Source organism: Pseudomonas asplenii, assembly GCF_900105475.1.
GTDB classification, from domain to species: Bacteria; Pseudomonadota; Gammaproteobacteria; order Pseudomonadales; family Pseudomonadaceae; genus Aquipseudomonas; species Aquipseudomonas asplenii.
Genome location: NZ_LT629777.1, coordinates 103371 through 118023, shown reverse-complemented (window position 1 = coordinate 118023; position 14653 = coordinate 103371). Strand labels below are relative to the sequence as shown.

Annotated in this window: 18 protein-coding genes; all 18 read left to right on the top strand. The window is 60.8% G+C overall.

The window, feature by feature from the left end:
• Positions 1-22 precede the first annotated feature (22 nt).
• The 18 genes from BLU37_RS00610 (at position 23) to BLU37_RS00525 (ending at position 14577) form a co-directional block, all read left to right on the top strand.
• The gene (locus BLU37_RS00610; RefSeq protein ID WP_010451188.1) at positions 23-208 is read left to right on the top strand and encodes a Com family DNA-binding transcriptional regulator; all 186 of its coding nucleotides are present in this window, start codon (positions 23-25) and stop codon (positions 206-208) included.
• A gap of 10 nt (positions 209-218) precedes the next feature.
• Complete coding sequence (locus BLU37_RS00605; RefSeq protein ID WP_090201924.1) at positions 219-974, top strand: hypothetical protein; 756 nt, start codon at positions 219-221, stop codon at positions 972-974.
• A 95-nt stretch (positions 975-1069) separates the two neighbouring features.
• Positions 1070-1654 (top strand): phage tail terminator protein, encoded by a 585-nt coding sequence (locus BLU37_RS00600; RefSeq protein WP_090201923.1) that lies wholly within the window; start codon positions 1070-1072, stop codon positions 1652-1654.
• Positions 1651-1833: a DUF2635 domain-containing protein gene (locus BLU37_RS00595; protein ID WP_090201922.1), complete on the top strand. Its 183-nt coding sequence runs from the start codon at positions 1651-1653 to the stop codon at positions 1831-1833. The genes BLU37_RS00600 and BLU37_RS00595 overlap by 4 nt, the downstream gene beginning before the upstream one ends.
• Positions 1833-3329 carry a phage tail sheath subtilisin-like domain-containing protein gene (locus BLU37_RS00590; protein WP_090201921.1) on the top strand — a complete coding sequence of 499 codons (1497 nt, stop codon included), beginning with the start codon at positions 1833-1835 and terminating at the stop codon, positions 3327-3329. The genes BLU37_RS00595 and BLU37_RS00590 overlap by 1 nt, the downstream gene beginning before the upstream one ends.
• Positions 3330-3394: 65 nt before the next feature.
• Positions 3395-3742 carry a phage tail tube protein gene (locus BLU37_RS00585; protein WP_010451233.1) on the top strand — a complete coding sequence of 116 codons (348 nt, stop codon included), beginning with the start codon at positions 3395-3397 and terminating at the stop codon, positions 3740-3742.
• A complete protein-coding gene (locus BLU37_RS00580) occupies positions 3739-4035 on the top strand; it encodes a phage tail assembly protein (RefSeq protein ID WP_026007905.1) in 297 nt (98 codons plus the stop codon). The genes BLU37_RS00585 and BLU37_RS00580 overlap by 4 nt, the downstream gene beginning before the upstream one ends.
• 130 nt (positions 4036-4165) lie before the next feature.
• Complete coding sequence (locus BLU37_RS00575) at positions 4166-5638, top strand: phage tail tape measure protein (protein ID WP_232000448.1); 1473 nt, start codon at positions 4166-4168, stop codon at positions 5636-5638.
• A complete protein-coding gene (locus BLU37_RS00570) occupies positions 5628-6926 on the top strand; it encodes a DNA circularization protein (RefSeq protein WP_090201920.1) in 1299 nt (432 codons plus the stop codon). Before BLU37_RS00575 ends, BLU37_RS00570 begins: the two co-directional genes overlap by 11 nt.
• Before the next feature lie 3 nt (positions 6927-6929).
• Positions 6930-7973, top strand: a complete 1044-nt coding sequence (locus BLU37_RS00565) for a phage baseplate assembly protein (RefSeq protein ID WP_090201919.1) — start codon at positions 6930-6932, stop codon at positions 7971-7973.
• Between the two features lie 177 nt (positions 7974-8150).
• The gene (locus BLU37_RS00560; RefSeq protein WP_090201918.1) at positions 8151-8660 is read left to right on the top strand and encodes a phage baseplate assembly protein V; all 510 of its coding nucleotides are present in this window, start codon (positions 8151-8153) and stop codon (positions 8658-8660) included.
• The gene (locus BLU37_RS00555; RefSeq protein WP_090201917.1) at positions 8660-9058 is read left to right on the top strand and encodes a phage GP46 family protein; all 399 of its coding nucleotides are present in this window, start codon (positions 8660-8662) and stop codon (positions 9056-9058) included. The genes BLU37_RS00560 and BLU37_RS00555 overlap by 1 nt, the downstream gene beginning before the upstream one ends.
• Entirely contained in the window at positions 9048-10088 is a 1041-nt protein-coding gene (locus BLU37_RS00550) for a baseplate J/gp47 family protein (protein WP_090201916.1), read from the top strand. The genes BLU37_RS00555 and BLU37_RS00550 overlap by 11 nt, the downstream gene beginning before the upstream one ends.
• Positions 10076-10675, top strand: a complete 600-nt coding sequence (locus BLU37_RS00545; protein ID WP_019363383.1) for a YmfQ family protein — start codon at positions 10076-10078, stop codon at positions 10673-10675. The genes BLU37_RS00550 and BLU37_RS00545 overlap by 13 nt, the downstream gene beginning before the upstream one ends.
• A gap of 13 nt (positions 10676-10688) precedes the next feature.
• Positions 10689-12284: a phage tail protein gene (locus BLU37_RS00540; protein WP_090201915.1), complete on the top strand. Its 1596-nt coding sequence runs from the start codon at positions 10689-10691 to the stop codon at positions 12282-12284.
• Positions 12281-12628 (top strand): tail fiber assembly protein, encoded by a 348-nt coding sequence (locus BLU37_RS00535; RefSeq protein ID WP_090201914.1) that lies wholly within the window; start codon positions 12281-12283, stop codon positions 12626-12628. The genes BLU37_RS00540 and BLU37_RS00535 overlap by 4 nt, the downstream gene beginning before the upstream one ends.
• Positions 12629-12913: 285 nt before the next feature.
• Positions 12914-14137 (top strand): phage tail protein, encoded by a 1224-nt coding sequence (locus BLU37_RS00530; protein ID WP_090201913.1) that lies wholly within the window; start codon positions 12914-12916, stop codon positions 14135-14137.
• Positions 14138-14151: 14 nt separating this feature from the next.
• Positions 14152-14577: a phage tail assembly chaperone gene (locus BLU37_RS00525; protein WP_232000446.1), complete on the top strand. Its 426-nt coding sequence runs from the start codon at positions 14152-14154 to the stop codon at positions 14575-14577.
• Positions 14578-14653 lie beyond the last annotated feature (76 nt).

Genomic DNA, 14653 nt, shown 5'->3' with positions numbered 1-14653 from the left:
AATTGAACAGGGAGGTCCACCGATGTTGCAAGATTTTCGCTGCGGCAAATGCAATCGACTGCTGGCCCGCATCGGCGAATTCAGCCAGATCCAGATCAAGTGCTCGCGGTGCGCGGCACTCAACCACATGAAGACCGAGCGTCTCCAACCATCGCCCCAGAGCGAATCGTCCAGCGCGCCAGTGCGCGCCTCATCCATTCGATCTTGAGGTCACTACCATGACGTTCCATCAAAAACTGTTCGTTTTCGCGGCGATTGCCGCCAGCTCGCTGCTGGCCTCCATCAACGCCCAGGCGGCGCAGATCCAGCAATGCGAAAACATGTCCCGGCCCATCGGCTACCTGACGGTCGAGGCCAATATTCTCTCCGGAAACTGCCCGACCCGTAAGTCCATTCGCTACCGTACTCCGGAGGAGAACCTGACCATCATCAAGCCACAGGAACTGCCGAGCCTGAGCGAACCGTGGGTGGTGATTTCCGCCAACGACAGCCTGGGGGCGAATGCCAACTATCGTATCGCAGCGGCGCGAGATGGCATTGTTGCTTGCGCGATCCCCGGCACCTATCGTCCGGCGGGTTATTTCTCCCTGCCTGCCGGTCGTGTCGGCGGCTGCGGTAACAGCGGTGGTTCTGTGGACAATGCCCTGACCCACTACAAGATTGTGATCACCGATATCGTCAAGTCAGCAGGCACTCTCGCCTCGATCAAGGTCACGCTCAACCCGAAGAACCCTGAGCGCACCCTCAACTACGTGATCCGCGTCTCCGCCGACCTGAACGGCACCCGCACCACGGTGAGCAAACAAGGGCTGACCGGCTCGGGTTCGTACACCCTCAATACCCTGGCGCCGTCGTTGGTGCCGCTGGCGCAGCAGAACGCCTACTTCACTTTTGAAACGGAAGTATTCGCCCTGGGCACTTCGCTGACCAAGTCGCTGAACATGGCCTACGGCCTGGAGTTGCTCGGGCAGTAAGCGGCGCCCGGTCTGCTGGGATGTAGGCTCTCCGAAGGCGAACAATCGTCAGTCGAACCCGTCTTGCGGCGGGTTTTCAATGTCCGGTATCCCCCATGAACATCACCCCGATCATCACGCAACTGCGTGCTGAATGCCCCAGCCTTGCCCAGCACATTTCCACCGGTCTCGACCTGGACCTGCTGCAAGGCAACACCACGCTGCCGACCCCGTCAGCCTTTATCACCGTTCGTTGCGACCTGGCCGCCGAGAACACCGCGCAGAACGTTTCCCGGCAGACCATCCGCGACCGCCTGGAACTGACCCTGGTGCTCGACGCCAGCAACGGCCAGGCCCCTTTCGATCAACTCCACGCCCTGCGCGCCGAACTCTGGCGCGCGCTGGTGGGGTTCAAGCCCGACACCTTCTACACGCCCCTGCAATACGGCGGCGGCCGGCTGGTGTCGATCAATGCCACTCGCTTGCTGTATCGCCTGCGTTTCTTCGCCGAGTTCCAACTGGGGCGCAACCGCGCCACCGACCCGGCGGAAACCTGGCATGAGCGTGAACTGGACGGCTTGCCGTCCTTTACCGGGGTGACGGTGCGGGTCGATGCCATCGACCCCGCCGACCCCAATCTGCATCGCCCTGGCCCCGATGGGCGCCTGGAGCTGGCTTTTTCAGGAAACGTAAAACCATGACTCAACGCATCAACGTAGTACCGGCCGCCGGCCGCGCCGTACCGGATCCGGAAGCCGGCGACCTGCTGCCGGTCGCCGGTCGCGAAGTGGCTGACAGCGCCTGGTGGCGCCGCCGCCAGGCCGATGGCGATATCACCCTTTCCGCCGTGCAAGCGGCACAACCACAGGAAGCCCAATAATGGCTATCGGATTCAGCAACATTCCTTCGGACCTGCGTGTTCCGCTGTTCTACGCCGAGATGGACAACTCGGCGGCCAATAGCGCGTCGTCGACCCTGCGTCGACTGATCGTCGCCCAGGTCAACGACAACGCCACCAGCCCGGAAATCGGCAGCCTGGTGCTGGTCTCCAGCGTCGCCCTGGCCAAGAGCATCGGCGGTCAGGGTTCGATGCTCGCCGCCATGTACGACACCTGGCGCAAGGCCGACCCGGTCGGCGAGATCTGGTGCCTGCCGCTGCGCAACACCACCGGCGCGATTGCCAAGGCCGACCTGAAACTGACCGGCGCCGCCACCGAAAGCGGTGTGCTCAATCTGTATGTCGGCGGTGTCCGCGTACAGGCCGCCGTGGTCAGCGGCCAGACCGCCGCCCAGGTCGCCAGCACCCTGGCGCTGCAAGTGAATGCCGCCGCCGACCTGCCGGTCAGCGCCGTGGCCACTGATGGTACCGTCACCCTGAGCTGCAAATGGACCGGTGACAGCGGTAACGACATCAGCCTGCAATTCAACCGCCTGGGCAAGAGCAACGGCGAGGAAACCCCGGCCGGCCTGACCATCGTCAGCGCGAAGATGGCCGGTGGTGCCGGTATTCCGGATCAGGTCGCGGCCCTCGCGGCACTGGGCGACGAGCCTTTCGAGTTCATCTGCCAGCCCTGGTCCGACGTGGCCTCGCTGAATGCCTGGCAGGCGGCAATGGATGACAGCGTCGGTCGCTGGTCCTGGTCCAAGCAACTGTTCGGACATGTCTACACCGCCAAGCGTGGCACCGTGGGCACGCTGGTCGCTGCCGGTCAGACCCGCAACGACCAGCACGTCACCATCCTGGCGATGGAGCAGGGCGTACCGCAACCGGTCTGGGTTCAGGCCGCCGCACTGGCTGCACGCACTTCGGTGTTCATCTCGGCTGACGCCAGCCGTCCGACGCAGAGCGGCAGCCTGCCGGGCGTCGATCCGGCCGCGGCCAGCGAGCGTTTCACCCTGACCGAGCGCCAGTCGCTGCTCAGCTACGGTGTCGCCACCGCCTACTACGAAGGCGGCTACGTACGCATCCAGCGGGCGATCACCACCTACCAGAAGAATGCCTATGGTCAGGCGGACAACTCCTACCTGGACAGCGAAACCATGCACCAGTCGGCTTTCATCGTGCGCCGTCTGCAAAGCGTGATCACCAGCAAGTACGGCCGCCACAAACTGGCTGCCGATGGCACCCGCTTCGGCGCCGGCCAGCCGATCGTCACCCCGAGCACCATCCGCGGTGAGCTGATCGCCCAGTACGCCAAGCTCGAACTGGAAGGCCACGTGGAAAACGCCGAACTGTTCGCCGAGCACCTGATCGTCGAGCGCGACAGCCAGGACCCGAGCCGGGTCAACGTGCTGTTCCCGCCTGACTACGTCAACGGCCTGCGCGTATTCGCGCTGCTCAACCAGTTCCGTCTGCAGTACGACGCGGCGGCCTGAGCCGCGTCCTCTTCACGGTTTCATTTCAGCCCGCCATGAGCGGGCTTATTTTTTGGAGATACACCATGGGACAACTGATTGCGGGCACCTGCTACGTCAAAGTGGACGGCGCTCAACTGACCATCAACGGCGGCTGCGAAGCGCCCCTGATGGCCGTCAAACGGGAAACGGTGGTGCCGGGTTTCTACAAGGAAACCGACATCGCTCCCTCCTTCAAGGTTACCGCACTGCACACCGCGGACTTCCCCCTCAAGCAACTGATCGCCGGTTCCGACATGACCGTTACCTGCGAATTCAGCAACGGCAAGGTCTACGTCCTGGCCGGTGCCTACCTGGTCGAGGAGCCGGTCATCAAGGGTGATGACGCGGCCATCGAACTGAAATTCGAAGGCATCAAGGGGACCTGGCAATGAGCGAGCCGATGAAGCTGCAGGTGCCCATCGAAGCCCACGGCGCAACCCTCGACGAACTCACCCTGCGCCGTCCGACGGTGCAGGAAGTGCGGGCGATCAAGGCGCTGCCGTACAAGATCGACAAGAGCGAAGAGGTCAGCCTCGACATGGATGTCGCGGCCAAGTACATCGCGGTCTGCGCCGGCATCCCGCCGTCGTCGGTCAACCAGCTGGATCTGTCCGACCTCAATACCTTGAGTTGGGCGGTGGCGGGTTTTTTCATGAGTGCGGCATCGCAGCCATCGGCGAACTGATTGCGGTCGCCTATGACCTGGCCTGGTTCTGGAAGGTTGACCCCGAACAGATGATGGCAAGGCCACTGGATGTGCTCCGGGAGTCCCTGGAGCACGCGCAACGGATCAATGCGATGCAGCAGGTGCAGTGATGGCTAAGAAGAAACCAGGTAATGTCCGCTTGAAGGACTTCGTCCACGTGAAGGACTTGAAGGCTTTGGTGGAGACGGTCAGTGCGGCTCTCAAAGATAAAAGCACTCATCAGGAAAAAATCACTGACAAGGACCAAGGCACTGACAAGGATAAAAGTCCTGACGAAAAAACCAGAGGGTTCAACTTCAAGATCGGTGACCTGAAAACGGGATTCACAGACAGCGGTCTTGATAAGGTGGATCTGGAGGGCGGTGGTTTGTTGGCGCCCTTTACCAATGGACTCAAGGCCGCTATCAACGAGCAGGATCGCCAGGCCCAGGCGGATTTCGCACGTAAAGCGTCGCAGCTGCAGGTGATACCGAAGGCGGGCGAAGTCTCAAACGGTTCAGGAGCTGTGTCCCCTGTAACGCCTTCAATCGGAACCGTGTCCAAGGTACCGATTGCCCAGAAGTCATCTGCGCAGGTACTGGGAGAAACTGCACAGCATGTGGCGGCGCTCAGCAAGGCCCTGGATCAAATCTCCCTGAAGATCGGTCAGGCGTTGCTACCAGCCTTCGACAGTATCGTGACCGCGTTGATACCTCTGGCTACCCAGTTCGGACAATTCGTCGCGAACAATCCAGCCTTGGTACAAGGCTTGGCAGCTGGCGCTCTGGCATTCACTGCGATTGCCGGAGCAGCTGCCGGGTTTATTGCACTGTCCTCGCCTGTTGGGCTGGTGGCAGCAGGTATAGCGGCCGCGGCTACCTTGATTGTCACTTTCTGGAAACCCCTCTCGGGATTTTTCATGGGGATCTGGGGGGCGATCAGTGACTATTTCTCGAGTCATTGGGACACGATCAAAACCGGTCTTGCAGCGTATCTCGACTTTATCCTGACGGTGTTTTCCTGGACTCCGATGGGAATAGTCATCAACAACTGGGGACCTTTGGCCGACTTCTTCAGCGCAATGTGGGGATTGCTGAAAGCGTTGGCCCTACCGGTCATGGATTTTCTCAAGGGAATATTCGACTGGCTACCGCTGGACCTGATCATCAAGAACTGGGAGCCGATCATCGGCTGGTTCTTTGGCTGGGTGCAGAAGTTGAAGGAACTGTTTGAGCCGATCCGGGAGTGGCTCGGTGGCCATGTCGGAGGCTTCGTCACCCAGATTACGGGCAAGGTGGAGGACTGGACCGAGCAGCAGCAACAGCGCAATGCCGTGACAACCGCAGATGGACGTCATTCGTTCTTCTGGGAGCGTGACGAAAGCACTGGGGCAGGCAGCAGCCTGACGCAGAACGCCAACCTGCTCGTCCAGCAAACCGCCACCAACAACCGTACCCAACTCGAAGGCGGACTGACCGTGCGTTTCGAAAACGCGCCTCAGGGCCTGCGTGTCGACCAACCCCAAACCAACCAACCGGGCCTGAACCTGACGTCTGCCGTCGGCTACCGCTCGCTTTCCCTCGGAGGTGCCTATGGCGACTAACTGGCGTGATCGCCTGTTGCCGGCGTCGTTTCGCGGCGTGCCGTTCTGGGTCGACCAGGCGAAGACCCCGGTCGGCCAGAAAGGCCAGTTGCATGAATATCCCCAGCGCGACCAGCCGTTCTTCGAGCGGCTTGGCCAGCAGGCGAAAATCCATGACCTGACCGCCTTTATCGTCGGCGCCGATTGCCTGGAGCAACGTGACAACCTGCTCAAGGCGCTGGAGGAGGGCAGCGGCGAACTGGTCCACCCATGGCTGGGACGGATGCAGGTCAAGGTCGGCGAATGCGACATGACCCAGACCCGCCAGGATGGCGGACTGGTGACCTTCAACCTGAAGTTCTACCCGGACCAGCCGCTGCAGTTCCCCAAGCCCATCGTCAACACCCAGGAGCAACTGCAGGTGGCGTCGAGCAAGTTGCTCGACGCCTCGGTGGGCCGTTTCGATGAGGCGATGAAACTGGTCAACCAGGCGCGGGTCGGCGTGGAGAACCTGCGCAAGGGCATCACCCAGGCGTATCAGGTGATCGAACGGGAGTTGCAGCCGCTGATCGAAACCTACGCGAATGTCTATGCCCTGGTCCGTACGGTCAAGGAGTTTCCCCATCAGGTGAGCGCGGCGGTCAAGGGCGTGCTCGGGGAGGTCAAGGCCGAGTTCAATGGACTGGTCGGCGAGGTCCGTGGCCTGGTCGGCGAAGTTCGCGGCTTGAAGGACTTTGCGGTCCAGGGCTATCACGGGATGCTGGCCGATCTGTCGAAACAGGTCGAGGAAGCCAAGTCCCTCGACGCCTCGCAACTGGCGATTGGCAAGGACACCGCTGCGGCCTCGCAGGCCACGGTGAACCTGATCCAGGATGCCCTGCTGGTGCAGATCGCCCAGTTGGTGTCGGTGATCCCGGCGGCGACCCAGGCGGTGAAGCTGGCCGTCACCCCGTCGCTGGCGCAACAGGCCCAGCAGCCGGTGCAGCGCGCCGATGTGCCGGTGGTCGATGACGTGCTGGCGCTGCGCGACAACCTCAACGAGGCGATCTGGCAGGCGGCGCTCAAGGCCGATTCGGTGCATTACCAGGCGCTCAATACCGTGCGCCAGGCGCTGGTGCAGCATCTCAACGCGGTGGCCTCCAACGGTGTGCGACTGATTGATCTGGTGCCCAAGAGCAACCTGCCGGCGCTGGTCGTCGCCTACAAGAACTTCGGCGATGCCACGCGGGTCGGGGAAGTGGTGCAGCGCAATCGCATTGCCCACCCCGGTTTCGTCCCGCCAGCACCGTTGCAGATCTCCCGGGAGTAAGCCATGAACGATATCGACAACGCCGTCGTCCTGTTGGTCGACGGTCTGAGCTACGAAGGCTGGAAGGCCATCGAGATCAGTGCCGATCTCGAGCGCCAGTTCCGCACCTTCAAGCTGGGCATCACCTGGCAATGGCCGGGGCAGACCCTGGCCGTGCCGATCAAGGCCGGCGCCCGCTGCCAGGTGCTGATCGGCTGCGATCTGGTGCTCACCGGGCATGTCTACAAGGCGCCCATCAGCTATGACGGCAAGCAGATCAGCCTGACCATCGAGGGCAGTTCGCTGACCCGCGACCTGGTCGATTGCGCGGCGATCAACCAGCCGAGCCAATGGCGTCAGCAGGGCCTGCTGACGATCGTCGAGGCACTCGCCAAACCCTACCAGGTCAACGTGCGCAGCGAGATCGCGCAAACCACCAAGCTGCAGACCCACAGCATCGTGCCAGGGGAGACGGTGTTCAAGTCCATTGACCGTTTGCTGACCTTGTATCGGGTGTTCTCCACCGATGATGCGAACGGCAACCTGGTGCTGGCCAAACCCGGCAGTGCCGGGCGCGCCAGCGATGTGCTGGAGTTGGGCAAGAACATCCTCTCGGCCAGCACCGCGCGGGACTACAGCGCGGTGTTCTCCGAGTACCGGGTGATCGGCCAGCACAAGGGCAGCGACCAGAAAAGCGGTAGCGCGGTGAGCGAAGTCAGCGGCGTGTCCAGTGAGGCCAACCCGCTGCGCAAGCGGGTCACGGTGATCAGCGAAAGTGTCCAGCTCACCCCGGAACTGGCCCAGCAACGGGCCGACTGGGAACGGGAGACCCGCGTCGGCAAGGCCCTGGCTACTACCTACAGCGTACAGGGCTGGCGACAGTCCAACGGTGACCTGTGGCGGCACAACCTGCTGGTGCGGGTGAAGGACCCGGTGCTGGACGTGGACCAGGACATGCTGATCTCCAGGATCACCTATTCGCTGTCCGCACAGGGTTCGATCACCACCCTGGAAGTGGCGCCGCCGGAGGTCTTCGAGGCCACGCCGACGAAGGCCAGGACCAGTTAACCACGTCATCTGCGGTGCCGGTTCTGCCGCTATCGCCAGCAAGCCGGCTCCCACAAGGGGCGAGGCGAGCCTGGTTTTTGTGTGCTGCCACGCACCTTGTGGGAGCCGGCTTGCTGGCGATAGCCATCTCCCAAACACCCAAGATTTCCTGACACACCGCTCGCCCAAGGAACCCTCATGAGCCTACTGACCCGCCTGCTGGCGCGCGGCACCGTCGTGCTTGCCAACTCGGCCAACAAACTGCAATCGCTGCAAATGCGCCTGACCGCCGGTGAAGTGAACGACGACGTGGAGCACTTCGAACCCTACGGTTTCACCAGCAACCCGCTGGCCGGCGCCGAAGGCATCGCGACTTTCCTCGGTGGCGACCGTTCCCACGGCATCGTGCTGGTGGTCGCCGACCGTCGTTACCGCCTGCAGAACCTCGCCCCCGGCGAAATCGCCCTCTACACCGACGAAGGCGACCGCATCCACTTCAAGCGTGGCCGGATCATCGATATCGACACCGGCACCCTGAACATCCGCGCCAGCACGGCCATCCACCTCGACAGCCCGACCCTGACCCAGACCGGCAAGATCGTCTCCCAGGGCGATCAGGTCGCCGGCGGTATCAGCCAGATGCAGCACGTGCACGGCGGCATCCAGCCAGGCGGTGGCCAGACTGGCGTACCGGCGGGAGGTGCCTGATGTTCGTTTCCAACAACCTCAAGGCGGCGCTGACCCGTTCGGTGCTGATCAGCCTGTTCACCTGGCGTCGCGCCAGCAGCGACGACCCGATTGACGACGATGAGCGTTACGGCTGGTGGGGCGACAGTTTCCCCATGGTCGCCAACGATCGTATCGGCTCGCGGCTGTGGCTGCTGCGACGGGTCAAGCTGACCGCGCAGACCCAGCTCGATGCCGAATTCTATGCCCGTGAAGCCTTGCAATGGCTGATCGACGACGGCCATTGCAGCGCCATCGAGATTCAAACCGAACGGCTCGACGCCCAGCGGCTGAACCTGCGAACGGTTCTGACCCTGGCCGGCGGCGAGCGCCTGGATATCAACCCGAACCACAGTTGGCAGGTGACTTATGCCGTTTGAAACCCCTTCGCTGCCGGTGCTGATCAACCGCACCCAAAGCGACCTGGCCAGCGATGCGCTGCGCCAGTCCGATGCCCAGGTCCTGGCCCGCACCCTCAGCGGCGCGGCCTTTGGCCTGTATGGATACCTCGACTGGATTGCCGAGCAGATCCTGCCCGACACCGCCGATGAATCCACCCTGGAGCGCATCGCCGCACTGCGTCTGCACCAACCGCGCAAGGCCGCCCAGGCGGCCACCGGCAGCGTGAGTTTTACCGCTGCCGCCGGTGCGGTGCTGGACGTCGACACCCTGCTGCAGAGCAATGACGGCCGCAGCTACAAGGTGACCCAGGGAGGCACCACCAGCGCGGGTAGCAATACCGCGCAGATCCAGGCGCTGGATGCCGGCAGCCTGGGCAATGCCGATGCCGGCCTGACGCTGTTTCCGATCCAGCCGGTGCAGGGCATCGGCAACACCTTCACGGTGCTCGCCCCCGGGTTGAGCGGTGGCGTGGCGGCGGAAAGTCTCGAGTCCCTGCGTTCCCGGGTCATCCGCTCGTACCGTGTCACGCCCCATGGCGGTTCGGCGGCCGACTACGAAACCTGGGCGCTGGAGTGTCCGGGCATCACCCGTGCCTGGTGTCGCGGCAATTACCTCGGGCCAGGCACCGTCGGCCTGTTCGTCATGCGTGACGACGATCCGGTGCCGATCCCTGATGCGACTCAACTGGCCCTGGTCCAGGCCTATATCGAGCCGCTGCGCCCAGTGACTGCCGAGCTGCATGTACTGGCGCCGGTACAGGTGCCGGTGACCTATACCCTGCGCCTGGTGCCGGACACCTCGGCCACCCGTGCCGCTGTCGAAGCGCAACTGCGCGACCTGCACAAGCGTGAGGGCGGCCTCGGCGAGACCTTGCTGCTGACCCATATCGCCGAGTCCATCAGCAGTGCCACGGGCGAGAACGACCACTTGCTGGTCACCCCGTCCGCCGATGTGCCAGCAACCACCAACCAGTTGCTGACCTTCGGAGGCTGCGTATGGCTGGAATAAGAACTGCCGCGCAATACCAGGAGCAACTGCGCAGCCTGCTGCCGGCTGGTCCCGCCTGGGACCCGGAGCTGGTTCCGGAGATCCAGCAGGTGCTGCTGGGGATTGCCCAGGAACTGGCCCGGGTCGATGCCCGGGCGGTGGACCTGCTCAACGAAGTGGACCCGGTGACCGTCAGCGAACTGGTGCCGGACTGGGAGCGGGTGATGAACCTGCCCGACCCGTGCCTGGGCCCCAAGCCGCTGTTCGACGACCGCCGCCTGGCAGTGCGTCGGCGCCTGCTGGCGGTGGGCGACCAGAGCATCGGCTACTTCCTGGATATCGCCCGCAGCCAGGGTTATCCCAACGCCACCATTACCGAACAGCAGACCCCGCGCATGGGCCGCGCCCGCTTTGGCCAGGCGCGCTTCGGTACCTGGACGGCGCAGTTCATGTGGACGCTCAACACCGGCGGCCGCCTGCTGCTGGGCCGTCGTTTCGGCGCCAGCTACTGGGGCGAGCGCTTCGGCGCCAACCCGGGCAGCGCCCTGGAATGCCTGATTCACCGCACAGCCCCGGCGCACACGCTGGTGCACATCAATTACGACTGAAGAGGACGGATACGTGGATTATCCAAAAAGCACGCCCAGCATTGGGTTGGTCAATGGCAAGTTTGTCGATGAAAATCCGGTCAATGGTTCGCCCGGTTCGCTGATCCCGGCGGCATGGGGGAATGCAGTGACCGAGGAACTGCTCAATGTGGTTCAGGCTGGCGGGCTGGAGCCGATGGAGGCGGAGCACGATCAGTTGCTCAAGGCCATCAGGACCATCATCCAGAGTTCGTTGCCGCCGGAGCAGATTCGCACGACGCTGGCGGCGTATGGGATTACCGATGCGTATACCAAGGCGGAGGTCGAGGCGCTGTTCAAGAACGCCACTGCGTTGCCGGTCGGGGCGATGATGGCGTTTCCCAAGGGGACTGTGCCGGCAGGGTTCTTGGAGGTCGATGGCAGTGTGCAGAACATTGCGACCTATCCGGATTTGGCGGCGTATCTGGGTACGACGTTCAACAAGGGTGATGAGGGGGCAGGGAATTTCCGTTTGCCTGAGTCGCGTGGGGAGTTTCTGCGTGGGTGGGATCACGGGCGCGGGGTTGATACCGGGCGAGAACTCGGCACCGTCCAGTTGGATGCACAGCAGAACATCACCGGTTCTGTCGGCGGTGTACGCAACGATATCTCATCCATAGCGCCGAGTGGTCCTTTCACTGCGCTCGGTAACGCGGGGAACTTCACGAGTGGTGGCGGACAGCTCTCGAACGTGAGCTTTGACGCATCGAAAGTTGTTAGAACTGCCTCAGAAGTACGCCCGCGAAACGTTTCGGTCATGTGGTGCATCAAGGCCTGGAACGCACCGATCAATCAGGGAAATATCGATGTTGCAGCGCTGGCTGCTCAAGTTCAGGGCACGCAGAAACTCGCGGTCGTTGGCTCGTACAAGGGGCTCGCGGTTTCGACATCTGGATTGAGTTCGCTGGTGAGTGTTGCCGCAGATCAATTGGTGGTCGGTAGCGACGCTACATTCAAAAACCTGAGTGCTGTCAGTCTGAACATCAACGCCGCTGTTGTGGGTGTGAACGGTCTGGATACCGGTGCTTTGGCTGCGTCGACCTGGTATAGCATCTGGGTTGTTTCGGGAACTGCCGGAACGGCAGGTTTGCTCTCACTGAGCACCACATCCCCGGTTCTTCCTTCGGGGTACACTCTCAAGGCAAGAGTTGGCTGGATCAGAACTGATTCCACTGCCAACAAGTACCCACTTTCCTTTACCCAGGTTGGAAAACGTGTCCAGTATAAGGTTGTCGCTGGAAGCAACGTCGCCAACCTTCCGGTCATGGCGACTACCACTGCCTCTGTAGCGCTGTGGACAGCCATATCAGTGACTAGTTATCTACCTCCAACAGCGCCTGTGATCGATGTCGGCATCCAGGTGCTGCCACTGGCTGGTCAAATTTCCTGGGTATATGTTGTACCCAGTAATTCGTACTCGACGACTGTCTCGATCAATAGTCCTGTTGCACTTGCTGCTGGGTCTTATCAGACGGCGACTGGAGCCCGTACGATGCTTCAACTGGAAAGTAGTTCGATTTATTGGGCGAGCGCTACTTCTTCTGGCGGCTCGATGACGGTTTATTGTGCAGGTTGGGAGGACTCTCTATGAGTGGTTATGCAGTAAGAAATGATGGTCAGGGATGGCGCTCTGTGAATGGTTCGGAAGATGTTTCTCCGGACGAGTGGTATACGAAGGAAAACCCACCTGATCCAGTTCTGCTTCCTCCTACTCGTGAGGAGTTGATTGAGCAGGCCAATACAAAGAGAGACAGCCTCCTGGTAACTGCAGCTAATCGCATGGGGCCCTTGCAGGACGCCGTGGACCTTGATGAGGCAACCTCGGATGAGGTTTCGCTGCTCAAAGCCTGGAAGCAGTATCGTGTTGCCTTGAATCGTGTAGCGCAGCAAGCAGGTTTTCCAATCGATGTGGTTTGGCCGGAGCTCCCAAAATAATTTGAAAGAGATAAAGGTAATTTTCTGATACGTCAGCCCTCTGGGTGACGTGAGTTACTCCTTTTGGTTTTATTAAATGTGCCTGACCTTGTTGGGGATTCTACCTTTGTCGTAGTAGTAATCTGGTAGTTTTGAATCTTCTATTTTACATGTTTTCGAAAGTTAGGGGGTCGCTTTGAATTGTGAAGTGTTTGGCTCAAAAAAATGGGGGCAGAGATGCTCTGAACAACGCACCCGTTTTTTCAAATGGAAGGTGCATGTCAATGATGGTTAGAGGAGATGTAAATGGATTATCCGAAAAGTGTGCCCGGTGTCGGGCTGTCGAATGGCAAGTTTGTTGATGATAATCCGATTACCGGCGCTCCCGGTTCGCTGATTCCGGCGAGTTGGGGGAACCTGGTGACGGACGAGTTGCTGAGTATTGTCCAGGCCGGTGGACTTGAACCGTCCGAAGCGGCTCATGACCAGTTGCTGGTCGCCATTCGGACGATTATTCAAAGCTCGTTGCCGCCCGAGAAGGTTCGCACGACGCTGGCTGAGTATGGCATTACCAACGCCTATACCAAGGATGAGGTCGAAGCGCTGGTGAGAAAGGCTTCGTCGCTCCCCGTGGGTTCCATGGTGCCGTTTCCGAAAGGCACGGTACCGGCAGGTTTTCTCGAAGCCGACCATAGCGTGCAAAGCATCGCGGTCTATCCGGATCTTTATGCGTACCTGGGAACGACGTTCAACGATGGTACGGAGCCTGCCGGCTATTTCCGTTTGCCGGAGTCGCGTGGGGAGTTTCTGCGGGGTTGGGATCACGGGCGAGGAGTGGATACTGGTCGTGCTGTGGGCACCTATCAGGTCAATTCCATGCAAGGGCATAATCATGTCCTTAGTTATTCAGGGGCTTCTGTAGGTCCATTTGGCCTGGCTGGGGGACCCAATATCGCGTTGGCCGTTACAAATGCCAATACGATACAGGCTGCAACCATAGTTTCAGACGGTGTCAATGGAGCACCAAGTGTTGCCGCTGAAACTCGTCCTCGAAATCTTGCGGTGATGTGGTGCATCAAGGCATGGAGCGCACCGATCAACCAGGCAAACATAGACATTTCGGCATTGGCACAATTAGTGGTTCCTGCCACTGAGGCTCGGCCAGGAACCGCGAAGGTTGCAACTCAGGAGCAGGTTGTCGCTGGTGTGGACAACGAGTCGTTCGTGACCTCGAAAAAACTCCGGCTTGGTTTCGCAATGAGTCTTGCTCCGAGTGGTTTCGTGGCGTTTCCTGCCTGGCTGGGTGGTCTGGTTATTCAGTGGGGCACGACCAACGCCACGAGCGTGACGTTTCCCTTGCAGTTTCCGGCGAACCTTCACTATCTGTCACTGGTCGCTGCCAACTTCGACAGCACCTCGGCATTCGCGGGCCAATATCAGTCCTATCGATCGGCTTCGACCACCGGTTTTACAGCCGCAGCTGTGCTTTCTGCTCCGGGCGCGATGAAATGGTTCGCTATCGGAAACTAAATTAAGGAATAACTATGATCTACGCAAAATGGATCGAGGCTGACGCCCGATTTGCTTTCTCGCTCGCCGACAATGGTGGGCAGCAGATCACCGCGAGCATGCGGGATGCACTGCTTTCTGAGGAAGCTGCTGGCAAGGTGATCATGCCGGATGCAAACGGACTGCCTGTTGTCGTTGCCCCAAGTCCTACGGCAGAGCAGTCTGCCGCCCGGGAGCGGGCATGGCGGGATCAGGCACTGTCGGCAGTCATGGGGATTCGCGACCGGCACCGGGACCAAAAGGAAATCAACGTGCCCACCACGCTTTCAGATGAACAGTTCAATGAACTGCTGATGTACATGCAAGCGCTGCGCGATTGGCCTCAGTCAGTTGATTTTCCGGCGCCCGGGCACCGTCCTGGCGGACCTGTCTGGATCGGTTCGGCCAACGATCAAGTATAGGTGAAGGCATCGACTGCACCATCAGTTTGATCAGTACCCAGATCTTATCTGCCGCCCTCGAGCGGTTTTTTTGGGC